Below are 20,913 nucleotides of genomic sequence, written 5' to 3'. Positions count from 1 at the left end.
CGGCATGATCGACGAACCCACTGCGTGGACGATAGCCGCATCGCTGGCGGTGGGTTCCGTGCTGCTGATGGCGCTACGCAACCAGCGGCGCAGGGCGAAGCGCATCCGCGAGAAATTCCGCGAGATGGAAGGGGAGGAGGAGCGCATGTTCACCTTCCTGCATGACCTCGGGCTGGCGATCGGGATGGAACCTACGGATGGTGCGCTCTCCCGTATGATTGTGGAGGGGGTGGTTGATGTGGTGGGAGCGGAAGGTGGTGCGATCTATCATGTGGCCAACGAGCCGGGTTTCCTGAATCCGGCGTATGTTTCGGAACACTGCCCCCCGCTGGTGGCGGTGCCGGAAGACGTGACGAAAAGGGCGGAGTCCGATCCGCGTGCACTGGAGAGCCATCTCAGGCTGGCGAGGGTGGCGGTCGGAGAGGGGCTGATCGGGCAGGGTTTCACATCGGCGGAGGCGGCTCTTGTGGGTGATCTGCGGCGGCATCCCGCATCGGCGGATGGGGCGAGATACGCGGATGCGGTGGCGGTGATGGTTTCCCCGCTGCGGTATGCCGGAAAGGATATCGGGGTGCTGGCGGTGGCGGACCGGAAGGGGGCCGAAGGTTTTTCCAACAACGATTTCGCGGTGTTCCGGTCGGTGGCGGAGCAGTCCGCGTTTGCCATCGGGAATGCGCGGGTGCATCGGGATGCGAACGAGAAAAAGGAAATGGAGGGCGAGATGCGGAACGCACGAGAGGTGCAGCGGGTTCTGCTGCCGCAGGAGGATCCGGTGGTGGCCGGCTTCCGGGTGAACGGCACCAACCTCCCGGCGAAGATCATCAGCGGCGATTATTACGATTACATCGAGCTGCCGCGCGGAAAGCTTGGCGTGGTCATCGCGGACGTCTCAGGCAAAGGCGTTCCTGCGGGGCTGCTGATGGCGATGTGCCGCAGTCTCCTGCGGGCGGTGGCGCTTGCGGACGCATCGCCCTCGGCGGTGCTAGCGGCGGTGAACCGCTATCTTTTCCCCGACATACGCGAGGACATGTTCATCAGCCTGATCTACGCAGTGCTCGATCCGGCGGACGGCACGATGACCTTCTCAAGGGCGGGCCATGACCCGGCGCTCATCTTCCGGAAGGCGACAGGAATCGTGGAGGTGTCCAAGCCGAAGGGGATGGCTCTGGGGATCGATGGCGGGAATGTGTTCGAGCGGGTCACGAAGGATGAGACGATCACGCTGGAGGCCGGCGATTGCGTGCTGCTTTACACGGACGGGGTGAAGGAAGCCGCCAACGGGAGCGGCGAGGAATTCGGGTTGGAGAGGCTGTCCCGCTCGTTCCGCGCTGCGGCGACGATGGGCGCGGAAGCGATTGTCAAAAGGGTGCAGGAGGAAGTCGGTTCCTTCTCGGGCGAGAGGCCTCAGATGGACGATGTCACAATCGTGGCGATCGAGAAGCGCTAGCTTCCAAATTTCAAGAAAGAGCATGGATACGGAAACGAAGATGGGGGAGTTGATGGCGGCGATGCCGGGGGCGCGGCGGGCGCTTTTCGCGAAATATCACCTCGGTGGCTGCCAGAGTTGTGCGTTCGATGACGGGGAATCCCTTGCGGAACTATGCAAGCGCGCGGAACTGGATGCCGTTGAAGTCCTGGCTCATCTCCTCGCCAGCCACGAACACGACCTCACCATGCTGATGGAGCCCGAGGTGGTGAAGAGTCGGATGGATGCCGGGGAGGAAATCCACTGGGTCGATGTGCGGACGCGGGAGGAGCACGAGGCGGTGAAGATCGCTGGTGCGGAGCTATTCAACCCGGAGCTTCAGGAGAAAATTTTCAAGGAGAAACCCGGAGGAATCATCGCCCTCTACGACCATACCGGGAAATACGTGCTCGATCAGGTGGCGTGGTTCCGGGGGCATGGGATCGAAAATGCCTACGGCCTCACAGGCGGTATTGATGCCTGGAGCAAGGAGGTGGATCCGAAGGTGATGCGGTATCGGGTGGAGGTGTGAATTGGGAGCGCAGACGGCTAGCCTACGCCTTTGCAAGTGAGGCTTGCCTCGCGGGAAATACCTAGGGCGTTGTTTCTCGGCTTGTCGCTCCACGCCGCGTGAGGCGAGCCTTCCAGCCGCATAACGGAGACAAGATGTCCCCACTCCAAAGGGCTTGCTCCTACATCGGCGCGAACGGCTGCTCGGAGATGATCCAGTCCTCGTTTTTTTCGGTGAAGGTTTTCATAGCCCAGTCGTGCGGGAAAAGTGCCGTGAGCCAGCCGTTGGGATCGCGCGCCAGAACGGTGCCGAGGGAGAGGGCGGGGCGGGCTTCGGGCGCTTTCGGGTCGCCTTCCTTCGGCTTAAGCCAGCGCGCGATGGACCAGTCGGCGGGCTCGATGCGCGTCTCGGCGGCATACTCGCCTTCGAGGCGGTGCTGTAGAACCTCGAACTGCAGCGGGCCGACGGCTCCGAGGAGGACGCGCGAGGACATGCCGGTGTCTTCCAGCGGAGTGAACTCGGAGGCGACGCCTTCCTTGAGTAGCTGCTCGAGCCCGGATTGGAAGCGCTTGTATTTCGCGGTGGATTTGTTGGTGAGGTAGGAGAAGCACTCAGGCGGGAAGCGCGGGATCTCGTCGAATTTCACCTCCGGGGAGGTGGCCAGCGTGTCGCCGATGAGGAGGTCGTAGTTGCCGACGAGGCCGACGACATCGCCGGCGAAGGCATCATCGACCGTTTCGCGCTCGCGGGCGAAAAGGCGCTGGGAGTTGGCGAGGCGGACGGTGTCGCCGGTGCGGGTGTTGAAAACGTTCATGTCGCGCTCGAACCGGCCGGAAACGATGCGGATGAAGGCGATGCGGTCCCGGTGCTTCGGGTTCATGTTCGCCTGGATCTTGAAAACGAAAGCGGAGAATTCCCTTGAGGCGGGGTGAACCGGTTGGGTGTCGCTTTTTCGCGGGAGAGGTGGTGGGGAGAGTTCCAAGAAACGGTCTAGCAGGAGCTGCACTCCGAAGTTGTTCGCGGCGGAGCCGAAGAAGGTGGGGGTGAGGTTTCCGGCGAGAATTTCAGCGAGGTTGAAATCGGCCCCGGCTCCTTCGAGGAGTTCGAGTTCGTCGCAAACCTGGTTGTAGGTGATCTCATCGACGGTGTCCTTGACCGACTGGTCCTCGATGCCCGAGACGTTGACGGGGGCGCGGTATGAGCCGTGGACGGTGCGCTCGAAGAGATGGACCTGCTTGTTTTCCCGATCAAAAACGCCTTTGAAGCGAGGTCCGTCGCCGAGGGGCCAGTTGACGGGGTAGGCGTGGATGCCGAGGACGGATTCGAGCTCATCGAGGAGATCGAGGGTCGGGCGGGCCGGGCGGTCGAGTTTGTTGAAGAAGGTGAAGATAGGCACCCCGCGCCGGCGGCAGACCTCGAAGAGCTTGCGGGTTTGTGCCTCGATGCCTTTTCCGGCGTCCACGACCATGACGGCGGCATCTACGGCGGTGAGGACGCGGTAGGTGTCCTCGGAGAAGTCCTTGTGGCCGGGGGTGTCGAGGATATTGACCACGCAGTCCTTGTATTCGAACTGGAGGACGGTAGAGGAAACTGAGATCCCGCGCTGTTTTTCCAGTTCCATCCAGTCGGAGGTTGTCGAGCGCTGGTTTTTCCGCGCGGTTACCGAGCCGGCGAGGTTCAGGGCTCCGCCATAGAGGAGGAATTTTTCCGTAAGGGTCGTTTTACCTGCATCCGGGTGGGAGATGATGGCGAAGGAACGGCGGCGCGAGACCTCTTTCTGGAGAGCCGGGGATGGGGTTGAGTAGTCGGAAAGCGGCATGGACGGGGGCGAGGGGATAGCCCCTGGGCGTGAAAAGGTCAATGTCCGCAGATTCCCAAAGATTCGCCGACGGACGCCGGGAGGCTGTCCATGACGTCCGCCGACTATCTCTTGGGGGGAACGCCAATGCGGTTTCTGGCCGGAAGCCCGCATTGACACCTCCACCATGCCATCTGTTTCGGGGGGCGCTATCCCGCAATCGCGTAGGTTTGCTGATTTTCCGGTTCTTCGTAAGATTTTGTGGAGAGGCGAGCCAGACGCTTGCTTGGAGGGCTCATGGCTTGGATGCTCATGCATGGTGCTGACGGCGAATCACTGCGGCCAACTGCTCGGGCTGCAATCCCCTTGGAAAGTTGACAGGTGTTGACCTTGATATTGATCCGCTCCGGGTGGTTATGAGGGCGAGAGCGACCAATGCCCTGAGTGCGGAAAGGCCTGCAAGGTCTGCGGCCAGTTCGCCGAGCGCAGCTGGAGGCATCTGGACACGATGCAATCCGGCACCTATCTCCACAGCAAATCGCCGCGTATCAAATGCGAGCAACACGTGGTGAAAACCATGTCGCTGCCATGGGCGGCCAAGCACTCCGGCTTCACGCTGTTGTTTGAGGCATTCGCCATCCGCGTCATCCAAGCCAGCCGCAGCACGCAAGCCGCGGGAGATCTCCTGGGCATCAACCGGCACCAGATCCAGACCATCATGGAACGTGCGGTTGGGCGCGGCCTGGCGCGTCGGGAACCCGGCGAGCTTGCATGGATTGGCATGGAGCACCTGAGCGATGAAGCCCCCTGCCGGATCAGGATGTCAGGCGGATGCGAGCTCGGGGTTTCCAAAGCCTGGTGTCTCAAGGAACTCTTCAAGCGCTTCTGGAACCGGCGGGACAGGGATGATGCGGAGCGCCACTTGGAGTATTGGGAGAAGGAGGTTGCCAGCTCGGGAGTGGATGGATGAAGGAAGTGGCGGGGATGCCCGGGAAGCATCTCGACAACATCCTCACCCACTTCGACTGCCACATCACCAACGCCATCCCGGAAGGGATCAACTCCAAGATCCAAGCCATCAAGGCCAATGCCCGGGGCTTCAGGAACTTCAAGAACTGCCGCACCAGAATCCTCTTCTTCTGCGGCAAGCTATCACTGGTTCCATAAAGATCTAAGGAGGAGCCGATTTTCTGTAATTGAGGAAATTCAGTAAATGCGTGGCATGTCGGAAAATGCGGATTGCCATCGGCTGGCGCGGTGGCTAGTTTCTGCCCCCTGCCACCGGGATTCGGAGCGATTCCCGGGTGGATTAACAAAAGATTTCATTTTGGGATTCCTTGACACCATCAAGCGTTGGCGGCTGGCGCAAAAAGGCTTCTCGCTGGGCAGAAAGCGCCGTGTGCATGGCGAGAATGCAGCCGTGCAGGCCATCGAGGAGAGTCCCATCGTCAGGCTGGCCCTCTATGCAACCTTTGCGGTTGCGTCTGCGGTTCTCGCGCTAAAAGCCTCGCCTGCAGCCACCTTTTCTGCGGAGCCCTTCAAGGGAATGCTCTACGGCTTCTCCATCGCGCTCGCCGCGTTGGCCATGTTCCACGTCGGTCACCGCCAGGCATGCGGCAAGAACAGCCGGGTCGTGCTCGTGCTGGGATCCGTCTTCGGGCACCTGCTCATCGTAAGGCTGGTGATGGTGCTGGCGGACCTGGGCACCATACCGGAGACATACCGCTTCATATCCATCCCCTGTGCGCTTGCCCCCATGCTCCTGGGGATACTCCTTGGCAGGACGGTGGGCTCTTTTGCCGCAGTCTACGTGAGCCTGATCGGCGCCTTGCTGGTGCCTGCCGGGGATGTGATGAATTACCTCATCATCAGCCTGCTTGGCGGGATGACGGCGGTGCTCTGCACGGATAGGGTGCGGCGGCGCATCCAACTCCTGCGATCCGGGCTTTACGTCGGCCTTGTCATGCTGCTTCTGGCGCTCATCCTTGGCAAGCTGGATGCGATGGAGGTTTTCGGCCCGGGCTCCATGAACCGCATCCAGATCCTGGGGTCTGCGGGCGGGATCTCGATCGGTATCGCCGTGGCCACTGCCATGATCATCAGCGGGCTGCTACCCATGTTCGAGGGTGGCTTCCACCTCACCACGGACATCAGCTGGCTGGAACTCAGCGATCTGAACCACAAGCTCCTCAAGCAAATGCAACTGGAGGCACCCGGGACCTTCCACCACAGCCTTGTGGTTGCCGCCCTATCAGAAGCCGCTGCGGAGTCCATCGGCGCGAACGCCCCGATGTGCCGCGTCTGCGCCTATTTCCATGATGTCGGGAAACTCAAGAAGCCCGGCTATTTCATCGAGAACCAGCATGATGAAGCGGAGAACCCGCACGACAGCCTGACGCCGACAATGAGCGCGCTCATCATCACCGCCCATGTGAAGGACGGCATCGATCTCGCGGTGAAGCACAAGCTCAATCCACGCGTGATCGATGTGATCCAGGAGCACCATGGCGATTCGCTCGTGTATTTCTTCTACCGGAAAGCGCAGGAGCAGAAAAAGGCGGAGCTTGAGAAGGTGGACCGGCGCCTTGAGAATCCCGAGGACCTGCCCAAGGTTGAGGAAAAGAATTTCCGCTACCCCGGCCCGCGCCCCGGCAGCAGGGAGAGCGGAATCGTCTGCCTTGCCGATACCATCGAGAGCGCTTCCCGCACCCTGCGCAAGCCTACTCCGGCGAAGATCCGCGCGCTTGTGGAGGAACTCGTCCGCGCAAAGATCAACGACGGGCAACTCGACGAATGCCCCCTGACGCTCCGCGAACTTGCGCTGGTGAAGGAGAGTTTCGCGAAAACCCTTCGTAGCATGCTCCATAGCCGCATCGACTACCAGAAGCCGGAAGATCGGACGCAAGGAGCCACCAAGCGCCCTTCGGATCTCAGTCGCGATCCGCGCGCCGCCACGGGCAGGCTCACCGGCGTGGCCGTGCAGCGCAGCAACTGAACCCTCCCATGCCATTGGAAGTCATCATCGGGAACCACCAGGACGCGGTCGGTATCCCCGTCGCATGGCTCACCGCCCTTGAGGATATCGCGGATAAGGCGGCGGGAATGGCGCTTTCCGCCGCGGCGGAGGAAGGCAGCCCGCTCGCTCACCTCGCCACGCTTGAGGTCGCCCTGGTTGACGATGAGACAAGCTCCCGGGTTCACATGGATTTCATGGAAATCCCCGGAGCCACCGATGTGATAACTTTCCACCATGGCGAGATCGTCATCGGCGCGGAGGTGGCCCTCCGGCAAGCTGCGGAATACGGCGAGCCGCCGGGTAGGGAAATCCTTCGCTACCTTGTCCATGGCCTGCTGCATCTGGCAGGCCACGAGGATGTGGAGGATTCGGAACGCAAGGCGATGGAAGCGGCCCAGGAAAACATCGTCGCCGCACTCTGGTCGGACGGGCTGGCGGAGAGGCTCGGTTGACGGAAATTGCAAGAAACACCAAAGGAAGCATTGAATCCAGGCGTTAGGTATTCGAGTTTCAGCCAAATTCCGTTTGGCGAAACCGTCATAGCGCATTAGCATTCCGCAAAGTGAAACCCAGACCATGAGCATCCACGCAAAACTCAGCCCCGAAGCGCAGGCGCGCTTGGCTTCCCAACGGCGCAATTCGACCATCTCCTCCCTCGTGATCGCCTTCCTTACGATCGTGATCCTCGGCTTGGTGCTCGGCTTCTTCCTGCTGCCGAACCTCATCAAGGAAACCCCCACCATCGTCACCTACAAGGCCAACGAGACAAAGGCCGACGAACCTGAGCCCGAGAAGATCAAGAGCGCGATCCAGCGCAAGCCTTCATCGCCCTCCTCCTCGATGGTCAAGGTCATCGCAGCCACAACCACGGCGGACATCTCCATCCCTGTGCCCGATGTCGCCGTGACCACCGAATCGGTCGAATTCGGCGATGGTGAGGATTTCGGCGGAGGCTGGGGAGACGGTATGGGCAGCGGCAAGGGCGGCGGCGCATCCTTCTTCAACCAGAAAGTGAGCGCCGAGCGCATCGCATATGTCATCGACTACTCCGGATCCATGGCCGGAGAGAAGGACAAACTGATGAGGAACGAACTCACCAAATCCGTCAGCGGCCTCAACGCCTCGACCAAATTCCAGATGATTTTCTTTTCCGGGCCGGCATGGGTCGCAGGCAGCGATGCAACAGCCAGCGGCCCCCAGGGTTCCGTGAAAGCCAAAGGCGGGCACACCTACAAGTGGACAGGAAAGGGTGCCCACGATTGGAAACCGGTCGGGAAAAGGCAGTCGGTCGAGTGGCTGGACATGACATCCTCCCAGATGGCGGAATCCCTCAAGGTCATCAAGGAATCGAAGCTCGTCTGGGGCACGGACTGGACCAACCCCCTTGAGATGGCCTTCGATATGGAGCCTCCGCCACAGATAGTCTTTTTCATGACAGACGGCCAGATGAGCGGTCGCGACATGATGGGTCTGACCAGGGATCTCGCGGCCAAGGCGAAGCGCAAGGGGATCGTTGTCAACTCCATCGCCATGATGGAACCCAAGGCCGAGGAGGCCATGTTCGAACTGGCCAAGCGCACCGGCGGAGCTTTCACCATCGTGGACAAGGGCGGAAAAGTCCGCGAGGTGAAGAGTCTCAAGAAAAAGTAGGTTCAGAGGCGCTGCTCCTCGATGTCATAGACATCGAACCAGACCCGCACGACTTTTCCTGCGGGGATGTTGGCGGGGATATAGTCTTCCAGGAATTCCTGGAGCTTGGCTGGCATCTTGCTGATCTGCTTGTCGCGCATCCTGTTGTTCCAGGCGATGATCTCGGAACGCTTCTTCTGCTTCGCCTTTTTCGCGACCCAATCGGAGACCGCCGCGTCATCCGCGCCGGTGGCGACGAATTTGAGGAAGGCCTTGTATTTGATCCCGGCGAAATCGAGCCACACCTCATCGAGCGGGCACCCGGAATGGTATTCGCCGGCGGTCTGCGCGATCACGGCACGGCATTTGTCGAGGGCGCGGGCGGCGACGACGTAGCCTGCGATCGAGGTGTCGCGGGGGCTGCGGGGGAATGTCTGTGAAAGGTCTGGTGCTTGGATGTCCATGGCAGGCCACTATGGGCGGGATGCGGAATAAGGCTAGGCTGGGATTGTGACAAAATGCGCGCTGACGCGGAAACATGCGGGTTGCATGCCGGGCGGTGGCGGGATGAAGATGCGCCCGGATGATATCGGTTTCGGAAAGCGGCGGGGGAACGGATCTCGCGGAGAGGGTGCGGGAGATCTTTTCCGCGAAGGGGCCGCTCTCGGGATCCAAGGACTTTGAGTATCGGCGGGAGCAGGAGCTGCTTGCGGTGGCGGTGGCGGAGAGTTTTGTCGCGGGTAGCTCCCTTGTCGCGGAGGCCGGCACGGGTGTCGGGAAATCACTGGCCTACCTTGTTCCTGCGGCGAAATTCGCCCTGGAGACGGGGCGCAAGGCGGTGATCTCCACCCACACGATCAATCTGCAGGAGCAGTTGGTGAGAAAGGACATACCCATCGTCCGAAAGATCCTCGGCGAGGAGTTGCCTGCGGTTTTGCTCAAGGGGAGGCAGAACTACCTCTGCCCGGCAAGGCTGCGGCGGGCCTGGGAACAATCGGCGGATCTTTTCACCACAACGGAAAGCGAGGAGCTGAGCCGCATCCGGACATGGGCGGAGGGGACGAAGGACGGCACCTTGAGCGGGATGCCCTTCCAGCCCACGACGAAAGTCTGGCTGCAGGTGTGCAGCGAGGCGCATTCCTGCACCCAGCGCCATTGCGGGCCGAGGGGGAACTGTTTTTTCCAGGAGGCGCGGAAGGCCGCTGCGGACGCAAAGCTTGTTGTCGTCAACCACACCCTGTTTTTCGCACTGCTGAACAACCTCGAACTCGATGCGGAACCCGGCGAGGAAAAGATGCCCGGTTTCCTTTTCCCGAATGACTTCGCCGTCCTCGACGAGGCGCACACGGTGGAGCAGGTCGCGGCGGTGCAGCTGGGGCTGCGAATTTCACAGGCGGGGCTGCGCTTCGATTTGCAGCGGCTCTACAATCCGAAGACGCGAAAAGGGATGCTCAAAAGCCACCGCAAGGCCGCGCCGATGCTCGCCGTTGAGCGCGGGTTGGTGGCGGTGGAGAAATTTTTCGGGGAAGTGGGCAATGCGGCGAAGTTCGGAGAGTGGTCCAAGGAATTCCGCGTGCGCAGGCCGGAGCTTGTGGAGAACTGCCTCGCCGCTCCGCTGCGGGAACTGTGGGAAGAGATTTCCGAGCTGGCGGAGGACACCGAGAGCGAATCATCGAAGAACGAACTCATGGATGCCGCGCGCAAGCTGCGCGAGACGCATGGCGCGGTCGGCGAGTTCCTCGACCAGAAGGACGAGGGCTGCGTCTATTGGGTGGAGAGGAGCGGGCGCGAAGAGACTCAGTTCAGCTGCCACGGAGCGCCGGTGAATGTTGCCGATAGGCTGCGGCCGCTGCTTTTTTCAGGAAAGAAATCCTGCGTGATGGCCAGCGCCACGCTCGGCGTGGGCGATCCTGAGCTGGGCTATTTCCGGAAGCGGGTGGGTGCGGAAAATGCCCGGGCGCTGAGCATAGGAAGCCCCTTCGATTACCGCAAGCAGATGAAAATCCGTATCAGGAAAACCATGCCCGAGCCGAGCGCGAGGGAGTATCCCGATGCCCTGGCCAAGGCGATCATGGAGGCGGTGAGCGCCAGCGATGGCCGCGCCTTCGTGCTGTTCACCAGCTACCGCACGATGCGGGAGGCGGCGGAAAAGTGCGGGAATTTTTTCAGGACCAAGGGCTGGCGGCTGCTCATGCAGGGCGAGGGTATGCCGCGCCACACGATGCTGGAGAATTTCCGCGAGGATCTCGACAGCGTCCTCTTCGGTACGGACAGCTTCTGGACAGGTGTCGATGTGCCGGGCGAAGCGCTTTCCAACGTTGTGGTCACGCGGCTGCCCTTCGCCGTGCCGGATCATCCGCTCACCGCGTCGCGGCTGGAGGCGATCGAGGCGGCGGGAGGAAACCCGTTCATGGAATACTCCGTGCCGGAGGCCATTTTGAAAATGCGGCAGGGAGTGGGGCGCCTGATCCGCACCAAGCGCGACATCGGCTGGGTTCACATTCTCGACAACCGCATCCTTACGAAACGCTATGGAAACGCGTTCATGAAGGCGCTCCCGGATGCGCCGGTGGAGATCATCTGATAAAGCGATGAGACTGATTGGACTGATGTTGTTGCTGTGCGCGTTATTCCTGCTCGGATGGATGTTGTTCGGAGCCGGGCTGGAACAGGCGTGGAGTGGGGAGGTGCTGGTGGCGAGATTTGAGGAATCGCGAGATTGGGCGTGGCTGGCTGGGATAGGGTTGCTGCTGGCGGATCTTTTGTTGCCCATTCCCGGGACGGTCGTGATGTCGGCGCTGGGGGCGGTGTATGGGTTCTGGCTGGGTGGTTTTTTTGCCACGGCGGGATCCATGCTTGCCGGGATGCTGGGCTACGGGGTGGGGCGTTTTTTCAAGGAAGGGTTCTCCCGGAAATGGCTCGGCGAGAAGGATTTTGAAAAAGGCCGCAGGCTTTTCGATAGGAACGGGGCGCTGGTGGTGGCCGTAAGCCGCGCCTTGCCTATCCTTCCCGAGGTGCTGGCCTGCATGGCAGGGCTGTTGCGAATGCCCTTCGGGAAATTCTGTTTGGCTCTCGCCTGTGGTGCGGTGCCGATGGGGTTTCTGTTTGCTTGGATTGGGACAGTCGGGCGGGAGAATCCGGGCTGGGGACTGGCTCTCAGCCTGGGTCTGCCCGCTTTCCTTTGGATTACGGCAAATCACTTTAGAAAGTCTGATTATTAATTTATACAAAATAAATGATGGACATCGGCATATTTTTTTGAAAATATCCATCCATGCTTCAAATACGAAAGATCTTCGGAGCGATCATATTCGTCCTGTTCAGTTCTCCGTTTGTCACGGCGCAGTTGGAGTTCTGGAGTATCTCCGGTCAATCCGCCGATGTGGACGGGGCAGTTGATGGTCTTCAGGTGCCGGATCACCTAGGTGGCAACAACTACAATGGCTACGTCGGTCAACTGGTAATCATGCCCACGGATCCAAGCCTGATGGGAGGACTTACGCCATCGGCTCCCGGGTTGGTCGAGGGGGATACCGGCGGGACTTACCAGCAGGTTCGGGGGATCGCAGTTTTCTGCATCGATTCGGAAACGGCTTTCCTGACCTCTGCGAACCAATCGGTCACCCACACGTATGTTGGTAGCGATTTTGCGACTGCAAACAGCCGCTACATCAATGAGGGTGTTTCACAATACCGTCCCGGCGCGCTTCTTCGCGCGGCCTACCTGATCGATAGATTTTATGACCAAGTCCATGCAGCGGGTGATATCGAGGCCGCCGCCCTCCAGACGGCGATCTGGGAGGTTCTCTACGATGCCGCCCCGGATGTGGAGACAGGGCAGGGAAATTACTACGTCAGGAACAATACGGGAAACAGCGTTCTTGACGGCCGTGCCAACCAAATCATCGCGATCACGGACGGATGGTTCGCTTCCGCAGCAAGCGACAACTGGGGCGGCCCCGGCTACGATCCCACGGATCGGGTGATTTTCTGGATCGATCCCACCAACCCGAACAACAACCAGTCGGTGATCTCTCTGAATCCGTGGGACGGACCGGTGCCGGTGCCTGAGCTCGGCACTTCGATCGCGTTTTCTTTCGGGCTTATGATAGCCCTTCTTCGCAGAAGACGCTGAGTCAAGCCTATCGCAGGCACCATTCCAGCGCGGACTCGCGGGCGGAAAAATCGGCCGAGAGGATCTGCGGGAGAGATGGATTATGCACGGTTGCATGGGAGTCCATCGTTTGAGCCACACATTCCCAGATCTGTGGGAAGCGGATTTTCCCGTTGCGGAAATGTTCCACGGCCACCTCGTTTGCGGCGTTGAGGACGGCGGGGAGGGTGCCGCCTGTCAGCCCGGCTGTCCGCGCGAGATTCAGCGCTGGGAAGTCATCCGTGCGGGGGGCGTAGAATTCCAGCTTGGAGAGGCTTGTGAAGTCCAGCGGCTCCAGGGCGCCTTTCATCCGAGCCGGGTAGGTGAGTGCATACTGGATGGGGAAACCCATGTCGGTGCGCGAGAGCTGGGCGAGCACCGAGCCGTCGGTGAACTCGACCATGGAATGGACGATGCTCTGCGGGTGGATCACCGCCTCGATTCGATCCATGCCGATGCCGAACAGCCAGCGTGCCTCGATCATTTCCAAGCCCTTGTTGAACAGTGTGGCCGAATCGATGGTGATCTTCGGCCCCATCTCCCAGGTGGGGTGCTTCATGGCCATCTCCGGTGTGACGTCCCAGAGCTTTTCCGAAGCCATCTCCCGGAACGGGCCGCCTGATGCGGTCAGGATGAGGCGGGAGATTTCGCGGTCGGGGCCGCGGTGGCCTTCGAGGCATTGGAAAATGGCATTGTGTTCTGAATCGACGGGCAGGATGCGCACCCCTTTTTCCGTAGCGCGGGCGGTGATGATCCCACCGGCCATGACGAGGATTTCCTTGGAGGCGACGGCCAGATCCTTGCCTGCTCCGATCGCGGCCAAGGCGGGCTGCAAGCCTGCGGTGCCGACGATGGCGATGAGCACGATGTCCGCTTCCGCGAGTTGGGAAATCTCCGCCAAGCCTTCCGCCCCGGTATGGATTTTCACCCCGGCAGGGAGAAGTGCGGCGAGTTTCCCGGCTTTCGATGCATCGTGGATGGCAACGTTTTTCACGCCTGTGGCGGTGGCTTGCGCGGCGAGCTCCGCAATGTTTGAGCCTGCGGCGAGTCCCACGATCTCGATGAGCTCCGGGAGATTTTCCGCGACCCTCAGCGTGGATTTGCCGATGGAGCCGGTTGAACCGAGCAGCACAACGCGGCGTTTTTTCCCTGCACTCATGCGAGGACGTGGGCGTGGTAGAACCAGAGGGCGGGCGCGGTGAAGCAGATGCTATCGATGAGATCCAGCCCGCCGCCTATGCCTGGCAGCATTTTGCCGGAGTCCTTGGCGTGCAGCGAACGCTTGACGACACTTTCCGCGAGATCCCCTATGACTGCGAGTATGGCGAGCAGGAAACCGAGCGCGATGACATGCGGCCATCCGCCCAGAGCGGTGAGCTGCGATGGCATCAGCGCGTAAAGCCCGCACGCGGCGAGCTGCGAGAATAACAAGGCCCCGCCGAATCCCTCCCAGGTTTTCCCCGGTGAGATGTGCGGGATCATCTTGTGCTTCCCGATGAGCGAACCGGTGATGTAGGCGCCCATGTCTGTGAATTTCGTGACCGCAAGCAGCCAGAGCAGGACGAAGGCTCCCGGCACCGCACCTTCTCCCGGCAGCCCGAAGGAGATCCGCGCCGCGAAGCTGAACAGGTAGGCAATGTAGAGGAAGCCGAGCAGGTTCGCCGCGACCGCAAGCAGCGCCTCGATGCCCTTGATCGGGTAGCGCAGTTGGAGGGTGAAGGCTCCCGTCACCGTGATGAAAATCGCGCAGGCATCCAGCGCGGGCGGGATGTCTCTGCCGCCCTGCAGAAGGTGCCAGTAGCCGATCCCGCAATACGCGACGGCCACCGCCATGCCGAATCGCGGGAAGCACTCGACCTTGTCCGCCCGCAACATCCGGAAATACTCCAATGTGGAAATGAGCACCAGCGCCGCAATCAGCCCGAGGTATGCGGCGGGAGCCATGCTCGCGAAAATCGCCCCCACGACCCCCCACAGCAGAAGCGTGCTGAACCCCCGGCGCAGGAATACGGCGGACTTGCTGGGGGCGGGCTTCTGGGTTTCGTTTTCCACGTCTCGGAAGCATGCAAGACAGCTGCGGCGGGCGTGGCAAACCTTTCCCGAAAAATTTCTTGGGAGCGATCCCGCAACTTTCCCTTGGACAGGGTGTTTCCCGTTCAGTGAGAGCGAATGCAACTCATCGCAACCAAACCAAGAACAACACCATGAAAACCAACACATTGATCGTGATCGCGGCCTCCATCGGCCTCATCGGAACCGCAGCCGCCGAGGAAGGCAAGCAGCGCCCCGAGCGCAAGCTGCCACCTGAGATGCTGAAGAAATTCGACAAGGACGGCGACGGCAAGCTCAGCGAGGAAGAGCGCGCCGCAGCCAGGGCGGCACTCGCAAATCGTCCCGATCGCAAGCTGCCTCCGGAAATGCTCGCAAAGTTCGACAAGGACGGCGACGGCAAGCTCAACGAAGAGGAGCGCAAGGCCGCCCGCGAAGCCATGAAAGCCCGCATGCTCGAGAGATTCGACAAGGACGGGGACGGCCAACTCAACGAGGAGGAGCGTGCCGAGATGCGCAAGGCCATGGGCGGCCATCGTCCCGGCGGCGATGGCAGGCAGCAGCATACCCGTGACGGCAGGGGCAAGCCCGCCCCGGAAGGCGACGGCGAGGCTCCCGGCGTGACCGAGTGATCCGAAACACCTGAGCGAAAGGCCGTCCGGATTCCGGGCGGCCTTTTTCTTCGGATTCTCCGCAACCCGGCTTCGCCGACGGTGTTTTAATAAGCGCGGGCACAACCGCCTGCCGTTACAGAAACCAAATGAAAACCAAATCGCTAGTCGTTATCGCCGCGCTCGCCGCCTTCATGGGAATCGCCCACGCGGAACAGGGAAAAGAGAAAAGAAGGGCCAAGGGGCCGACCCCGGAGCAGCTTGAGAAGTATGACAAGGACAAGGACGGCAAGCTTAGCAAAGAGGAGAAGGCCGAGATGAAAAAGGACAAGCCAGCCAAGGACAAGCCAGCCAAGGTGAAGCCAGCCAAGGAGCAGAAGCCCAAGGGCGAGAAGAAAAAGAAGAAGGATGCAGCGGAGTGATCTGCAAGGACTGAAATTTCTCATACGGGCATCCATGATAGGGTGCCCGTTTTTTGTGTTGTTTCCTAGCCTTCCGCTTTTTTGCTTTTCACTGTGGGGGCGATGCCATCGATGGCGGCCAGTATGGAATCTGACAGCTCAGGAGATGCCATGGCATTGAGGGAATCATCGAGTTGGGCGACAGTGCGTGCCCCGATGATGGAGGAGGTAACGGCCTTGTGGTTCAGGGAAAAACGCAGAGCCATGTGGTTTAGCGACATCCCCTGGGCGGCGGCGAGATCGGCAAGGGCGCGGATTTTTTCCTGCTGGGCGGTGACCTGCTCCTCCGTGAGAAATCCTTCCGGCCTTGCGGCGCGCGAGCCTTCCGGGATGCCATCCACATATTTAGGCGTCAGCATCCCCTGGGCGAGGGGGGAGAAAACGACGCAGCCGATTTTTTCCTCTAACAGGTAATCGAGGATGCCTTCCTTTTCCGGCCATCGGTTCAGGATGGAGTAGGGTGGCTGATAGACGAGGCAGCGTATGCCCATCTGCTTGAGGAGCTTGACCGCCTTCTTCAGTTTCTTCAGTGGGTATTTCGAAAGGCCGGCGTAGAGCGCTTTGCCTGAATTCACGGCGGTGGCGAGCGCGGACATGGTCTCCTCAAGCCGCGTGTCCGGATCGGGACGGTGGGAGTAGAAGACATCCACATACGGCAGGCGCAGGCGGCGCAGCGATTGGTCGAGCGAGGCAAGCATGTGTTTCCGTGATCCCCACTCGCCGTAGGGGCCGCCCCACATCAGGTGCCCGGCCTTGGTGGAGATGAAAAGCTCGTCGCGGTGGCAGGCGAAATCCTCTGCAAGGATGCGTCCCACATTTTCCTCGGCGGAGCCGGGAGGCGGGCCGTAATTGTTCGCGAGATCGAAATGGGTGACTCCGCGATCAAAGGCACGTCGCATGATTTTGCGGGCTTCCTGGAAGTCATCGCAGTGGCCGAAGTTGTGCCAGAAGCCGAGGGAGATCTCGGGGAGAAGGATGCCGGAGTCGCCGCAGCGGTTGTAGTTCATGTGCGACTCTCAAATTTCAACATTCAACTTTCAAGGAAGAAGGGAGGAAGGTGCACGCATCATGCATGACATGGTCACGCTCCGTATCTATCATGTCCTGCTTGAGGAGAGGCCACGTCCTGACGGTGGCGGGCCGATGGTTCCGCCCATTGCACCATGCGCTTGATCAGCGGGCGGTGATCCCGGGGCCGCGCTCTTGGGATCTCGCGGCAGAGACCAAAGCAGCGAAGCCTGGGAAACTCAGTTGGGCGAGATTTCAGGGGTGGCGGTGCTCCCATTCCACCCATAGTGTGAATCAAAGTGTCAGGGGAATCTTCTTCCCGTCGAACAGGCAAGGCTCTGAGATCCTTTGCGGTGAAGAAGCCTGCATCGAACCGCGGAATCTGGGTTGACCGGAGTTGGCTCTGCCGGGTGCGCTCCCGGTCAACGTGAAGGATGCACGATTCTCCCGGCAACAGTCGTGTTATGAATGAATTCCCATATTCGGCTCCAAGGAAGAACGACTTCAGTCATCCCAGACGAGGTGCTTGAGGCGTAGCTGACGTGCGCGGGTGGCGGCTTCCTCGGCGCGCGGCCCGCCAAAGGAGGAAAGTTTTTCCGCAATGGAAATGGCTGCTTTCCAGTTCCGTTGGTTTTCCAGGATGGTGAGCAAGCGGAATCCGCTGCGTTCGAACCATTCCCACTCTGGGGGCGGAGGATCGGTAGGGCGGTCGAGCACGGAGAAATAGGCGTCGCGCGCCTCGGCGAGGCGGGTCTTTGTCGGGTCTGCGGGATCGGGGAGTTTCTCCAGGGTCAGCCCCCTGAGGTATTGCAGGCGGAAGTGGGTGGCCAGGTTGCCCTTGGTGAGATCCACCAGGCTGTCGTAGATCCCCAGGGCTTCGGAAAGGCTTTCCGGGTCGCTGTCGCCAAGTCCGTAGATGGCCTCCGCGAGCAACAGCCCGGTCGGGAGCCGTGATGGGTCGTCCGGGGTGGTTGCGGAGTAGGCGGAGCGCAGGGACTCGATGGCGGCGGGCAGTCGGTTGAGGTCGATGAGCAGGCGCGCCTTCTCCAGCAGGGCGAGGGATTTGAGCGGCCCGTCAACGGCCATTGTGCGGTCGAAAAGACTCAGCGCTTCCTCCCGGGATTGTGCGGTTGCTCCGAGGGCGGCAGAGCGTGCGGCGAGGAGCAGCGCGGCCTGCGAGCGCTGGGTGCCCGGCTCGGAGGTGGCGAGTTTCTCAAGGGTGAGGCGGGCTTCGTTGTAGCGGCCGTTCTTGAAAAGGCACTTCCCAAGGATCAGGGATGCCTCGGAAGCGGCCGGACTGCCTGGGAAATCCTCCGCAATGCGTGTGGCGAGAGCGATGGTTTCCTCTCCGCTCTCCGAAATGTCGAGAAGCCGCAGCTTCACAAGCTCCAGCCTGGGATCCTTTGGGCCTGGAGGATCGGCGGCGGATTCGAGCAGGGTGTCAAGCTGTGCCTGGGCGAGCGACAGATCGGGTGGGGCGGATGCAAGGGCGGCCTCCGCGATGGCCAGGCGGGCTTCCGCGGCGCGCGGGTGGCCGGGGTTTTCCCTTAGGAACCCATCGAGCGCGACCTTCGCCTTTTCGGCGGAATCCTCGGAAAGCGCCCGTTCCAGCGCGAGGTCAGCGGCGAGTCTTTTTTTCGCTTCCGGATCGAGGTTCTGCACGGTCAGCGGGGCGGAATCGTCCAGGGCAAGGCCTGCGAGCGCGATGTTGAAGGCGGCCGCCTCGCGGTCATTGCCATCGAGCAGCTCCGCCGCTTGTGCGAAAAGCTCAGCGGCGCGCTTGGCATCCCCGTTCCGGTAGGCTTCCCTCGCACTTGAGAACGCGGCCTCGCCCTTGGTGCGCGGGGGGCTTGCGCTTGCCAGCAGGGCATCATGGATGGCCATCGCCGCATCGCTCCTGCCGTCCTCTGTTTTCCATTTGGCAAGAGCCAGCAGGCTCCTCGCGGCGAGGAAATGGTCCGGCGCAAAAAGCTGGATGCGATGCAAGAGGAGCTGCGATTCCGCCTTGGCCACGGGTGTGTCCACACGCCGCAGGCCCATGGCACGGGCGTACATTGAGAAGACCTCCAGATCCGTTAGGCGGGCGGCGGCGGAGGGGTATGCGGCTTCGGCGGTGCCAGTTTCGATGTTGATCAGGCCGGCAGCGGGCGGGATGGTTTTCGGAAGCCAGCCGGCCAGCCTAACAAGCGCGGGGTGATCCGTTGTGAGGATGTCCTCCGGCAGCCACGAGTTGATGCGCTGGAACATCGGCGCGAGGCGGGCGGTTTCCGGCCTGGATTGGATGAAGCTGAAGAGCGATTCCACGGCGGCCAGGGTGTTGCCCTGCGCGGCGATGGCGTCCGCCATGCCAATGGCCGCGAGATTATAGCGGCCGATCCCCTGGCCGGTGGGGTCGCCCAGAAGGGATGCAAAAACCTGCTGCGCCGCGGCTGGCTCGCCCTGGGAAAGCGACAGGTAGCCCTGGAGAAGGCTGGCGAAGCGGATCTGGTCCTCAGGAATGTCATCGGCACCCGGGAAGATTTCCCTGGCCTCACCGGGGCGCCCCTGGTCGATGAGGATGGCGATGCGGCGCAACAGGGCTTCTGCATTCGCGCCCCTGTCCGGGGAATCGCGCAGGAGTGACAACGTGGCGAGCGCGGCATCCGGAAGGCCGAGCGAGAGCTGGAGGTTGGCTGCGGTGAAGCTTGCCTCGGGGCGGAGCGGGTTGGCGGGATCCGTCGCGACTTTCAACAGCATCCCGACGGCTTCCGCGAAGCGGCCTTTCCCGGCGAGCGCCTGTCCGGCCCAGAAGGCGGCTTCGGGCAGGTCGCGGACCGCGGACTGCCCCAGCACGTCCAGGGCATCATCGGGCCGCCCGCTGCGGACAAGGCACTCCCCGAGCAATCGCTGGACCGAAGGAAGAATTTCCGGAGCGGCGTCAGGGGCGGCGCTCGCCTCGCGGAGGCGTATGGCGGCCACATCCCAGAGGCCGTCCTGCATCGCCCTTTTCGCAGAATCGAAAAGGGGTTCGAAAGGCGCAGCGGATGCAGCTGCGCAAAGCAGGGAAATGGCTGTGAAGATTGCTTTCACTGCGGTAAGGATGGAATAGGAGCGGGCTGCATGGAAGGAAGAAGATGGGTGCATCCCAGCCACACCTATTTTCGATCCCGGCACCAAAAAGTTCCAAGGAACCGTTTGTTCGCGTGTCTTGCCTATACGGAGTCGTTTTCTCCGCCCCCCTTCCAAAGACATCCACCATCGGTGGGGTCGGGTGCTTCATTGCAACATTCGGGAATGTCGGCTGCGGCGTTGAGGGTGAGCTGTGAGATTGGAGATTGGAGATTGGAGATTGGAGATTGGATGATCCGACTTCGCCGCCTACTTCGCTCGAGCTACGAAGGCCGGGAAGTCTATGCCGGACGGGTTGCTGATTTCTGAACAGGAGGAAACGGAGGTGGAGTGGGCGGCGGTGGCGGAGCGGGTGAGGGGTTTGCTGTAGGCGCTGGTTCTCCGCGTTTACGAAAATGGATGGAATTGGCTGACTCCGGGCGGGTTCCGCTTTGGAGGAGATGGACGTGGTGCCGCAAGGTGGGTCGGGGCTTTTCGGGTGATTTGGACGCATAAGCCCTCCTTCGCCACCTCCTACGCCAAGGCTACGGTGGGTAGCCTACCAGAGCCTCTTGGCTGCGAAGGCGCGGCCGGAGCCGTATTTGAGGTAGGCTTTTCGAAGGCGGATGCCTTGGTGCGATCTGAAAAAGCGGAATGGTGCACAAGCTGCCAGCCTTCGCCAAGGCTCCGTCAGTCAAGCTTGTTGGCTTGCCAGCCGTAGCCTTGGCGAAGGCTGGTGGAGGCGAGGGGAGTCGAACCCCTGTCCGGAACGCCATCTGCACAGGCATCTACACGTTTAGCGGATCATCTGGTGTTTCGGAAACGCTGGGCCGACCCGCCGCGTTGCGCTTCCTAGGAACCTGTTTGGTCTCGATGATGTGCCCGGTTCCCCGGCTCGCCATCCAGTCTGCTAAGTTTCGCCTCCTCCCCTAACAGACATCAGGGATTTGACGTGGTCGTCAATTAAGCGGCCAGTGCGAGCTCGTTAGAGTCTGCATTTATTTGTTTTGGGCGGCTTTTTTAAGAGGCCAACCGACCAACCTCTACGTGCAGCCAGCGCTTCAGACATTCCGTCGAAACCAGAACGCCCCCAATCGCCATGCGAAGTGTATGATAGTTCGGCTG

The 20,913-nt window shown here is 61.1% G+C and carries 18 protein-coding genes and 1 other RNA gene; 12 read left to right on the top strand and 7 right to left on the bottom strand.

Annotation, left to right across the window (positions count from 1 at the left end; all coding sequences use genetic code 11):
* The first annotated feature begins 4 nt into the window (after positions 1–4).
* Together HZ994_02860 and HZ994_02855 are read left to right on the top strand one after the other, a co-directional pair.
* Positions 5–1,447, top strand: a complete 1,443-nt coding sequence (locus HZ994_02860; protein ID QTN31311.1) for a SpoIIE family protein phosphatase — start codon at positions 5–7, stop codon at positions 1,445–1,447.
* Positions 1,448–1,469: 22 nt separating this feature from the next.
* Entirely contained in the window at positions 1,470–1,997 is a 528-nt protein-coding gene (locus HZ994_02855; protein QTN31310.1) for a hypothetical protein, read from the top strand.
* Between the two features lie 160 nt (positions 1,998–2,157).
* Here HZ994_02855 and HZ994_02850 read toward each other — a convergent pair whose 3' ends face one another.
* Positions 2,158–3,795: a peptide chain release factor 3 gene (locus HZ994_02850; protein QTN31309.1), complete on the bottom strand. Its 1,638-nt coding sequence runs from the start codon at positions 3,793–3,795 to the stop codon at positions 2,158–2,160.
* Positions 3,796–4,282: 487 nt separating this feature from the next.
* On the opposite strand from HZ994_02850, the gene HZ994_02845 reads away from it, so the two are divergent.
* The 5 genes from HZ994_02845 to HZ994_02825 all read left to right on the top strand — a co-directional run bounded on the left by HZ994_02845 (position 4,283) and on the right by HZ994_02825 (position 8,440).
* The gene (locus tag HZ994_02845; protein ID QTN31308.1) at positions 4,283–4,744 is read left to right on the top strand and encodes an ISL3 family transposase; all 462 of its coding nucleotides are present in this window, start codon (positions 4,283–4,285) and stop codon (positions 4,742–4,744) included.
* A gap of 14 nt (positions 4,745–4,758) precedes the next feature.
* A complete protein-coding gene (locus HZ994_02840; GenBank protein ID QTN31307.1) occupies positions 4,759–4,941 on the top strand; it encodes a transposase in 183 nt (60 codons plus the stop codon).
* 55 nt (positions 4,942–4,996) lie between these two features.
* Positions 4,997–6,769 carry an HDIG domain-containing protein gene (locus tag HZ994_02835; GenBank protein ID QTN31306.1) on the top strand — a complete coding sequence of 591 codons (1,773 nt, stop codon included), beginning with the start codon at positions 4,997–4,999 and terminating at the stop codon, positions 6,767–6,769.
* An 8-nt stretch (positions 6,770–6,777) separates the two neighbouring features.
* Positions 6,778–7,242 (top strand): rRNA maturation RNase YbeY, encoded by a 465-nt coding sequence (gene ybeY, locus HZ994_02830; protein ID QTN31305.1) that lies wholly within the window; start codon positions 6,778–6,780, stop codon positions 7,240–7,242.
* A 124-nt stretch (positions 7,243–7,366) separates the two neighbouring features.
* A complete protein-coding gene (locus HZ994_02825; protein QTN31304.1) occupies positions 7,367–8,440 on the top strand; it encodes a VWA domain-containing protein in 1,074 nt (357 codons plus the stop codon).
* Between the two features lie 2 nt (positions 8,441–8,442).
* Here the strand turns inward: HZ994_02825 and HZ994_02820 are convergent, their stop codons facing one another.
* Entirely contained in the window at positions 8,443–8,883 is a 441-nt protein-coding gene (locus HZ994_02820) for a DUF5069 domain-containing protein (GenBank protein ID QTN31303.1), read from the bottom strand.
* 119 nt (positions 8,884–9,002) lie between these two features.
* Between HZ994_02820 and HZ994_02815 the strand changes: the two genes are divergently transcribed.
* Genes HZ994_02815 through HZ994_02805 form a run of 3 tightly spaced genes read left to right on the top strand, consistent with a single transcriptional unit; the run spans position 9,003 to position 12,554 of the window.
* Positions 9,003–11,003 (top strand): ATP-dependent DNA helicase, encoded by a 2,001-nt coding sequence (locus HZ994_02815; GenBank protein ID QTN31302.1) that lies wholly within the window; start codon positions 9,003–9,005, stop codon positions 11,001–11,003.
* A 7-nt stretch (positions 11,004–11,010) separates the two neighbouring features.
* Entirely contained in the window at positions 11,011–11,640 is a 630-nt protein-coding gene (locus HZ994_02810) for a VTT domain-containing protein (GenBank protein ID QTN31301.1), read from the top strand.
* 53 nt (positions 11,641–11,693) lie between these two features.
* Positions 11,694–12,554 carry a hypothetical protein gene (locus HZ994_02805; protein QTN31300.1) on the top strand — a complete coding sequence of 287 codons (861 nt, stop codon included), beginning with the start codon at positions 11,694–11,696 and terminating at the stop codon, positions 12,552–12,554.
* 7 nt (positions 12,555–12,561) lie between these two features.
* Here the strand turns inward: HZ994_02805 and HZ994_02800 are convergent, their stop codons facing one another.
* Together HZ994_02800 and HZ994_02795 are read right to left on the bottom strand one after the other, a co-directional pair.
* The gene (locus HZ994_02800) at positions 12,562–13,731 is read right to left on the bottom strand and encodes a 1-deoxy-D-xylulose-5-phosphate reductoisomerase (protein QTN31299.1); all 1,170 of its coding nucleotides are present in this window, start codon (positions 13,729–13,731) and stop codon (positions 12,562–12,564) included.
* Positions 13,728–14,624, bottom strand: coding sequence for a CDP-archaeol synthase (locus tag HZ994_02795; GenBank protein ID QTN31298.1), 897 nt, complete (start codon positions 14,622–14,624; stop codon positions 13,728–13,730). Before HZ994_02795 ends, HZ994_02800 begins: the two co-directional genes overlap by 4 nt.
* Before the next feature lie 152 nt (positions 14,625–14,776).
* Here HZ994_02795 and HZ994_02790 point away from each other — a divergent pair, with 152 nt between their 5' ends.
* Positions 14,777–15,253 carry an EF-hand domain-containing protein gene (locus tag HZ994_02790; protein ID QTN31297.1) on the top strand — a complete coding sequence of 159 codons (477 nt, stop codon included), beginning with the start codon at positions 14,777–14,779 and terminating at the stop codon, positions 15,251–15,253.
* 128 nt (positions 15,254–15,381) lie between these two features.
* Positions 15,382–15,654 carry an EF-hand domain-containing protein gene (locus tag HZ994_02785; protein ID QTN31296.1) on the top strand — a complete coding sequence of 91 codons (273 nt, stop codon included), beginning with the start codon at positions 15,382–15,384 and terminating at the stop codon, positions 15,652–15,654.
* 65 nt (positions 15,655–15,719) lie between these two features.
* Here the strand turns inward: HZ994_02785 and HZ994_02780 are convergent, their stop codons facing one another.
* The 3 genes from HZ994_02780 to ssrA form a co-directional block, all read right to left on the bottom strand.
* Positions 15,720–16,700: an aldo/keto reductase gene (locus tag HZ994_02780; GenBank protein ID QTN31295.1), complete on the bottom strand. Its 981-nt coding sequence runs from the start codon at positions 16,698–16,700 to the stop codon at positions 15,720–15,722.
* 505 nt (positions 16,701–17,205) lie between these two features.
* Complete coding sequence (locus HZ994_02775) at positions 17,206–19,770, bottom strand: tetratricopeptide repeat protein (GenBank protein QTN31294.1); 2,565 nt, start codon at positions 19,768–19,770, stop codon at positions 17,206–17,208.
* A gap of 752 nt (positions 19,771–20,522) precedes the next feature.
* Positions 20,523–20,880: a transfer-messenger RNA gene (gene ssrA / locus HZ994_02770) on the bottom strand.
* Positions 20,881–20,913 lie beyond the last annotated feature (33 nt).

It is taken from the genome of Akkermansiaceae bacterium (assembly GCA_017798145.1).
Taxonomy (GTDB): Bacteria; Verrucomicrobiota; Verrucomicrobiia; order Verrucomicrobiales; family Akkermansiaceae; genus Luteolibacter.
Note: the sequence above shows the minus strand (reverse complement) of the source record. Positions and strands in the feature narration are given on the sequence as shown.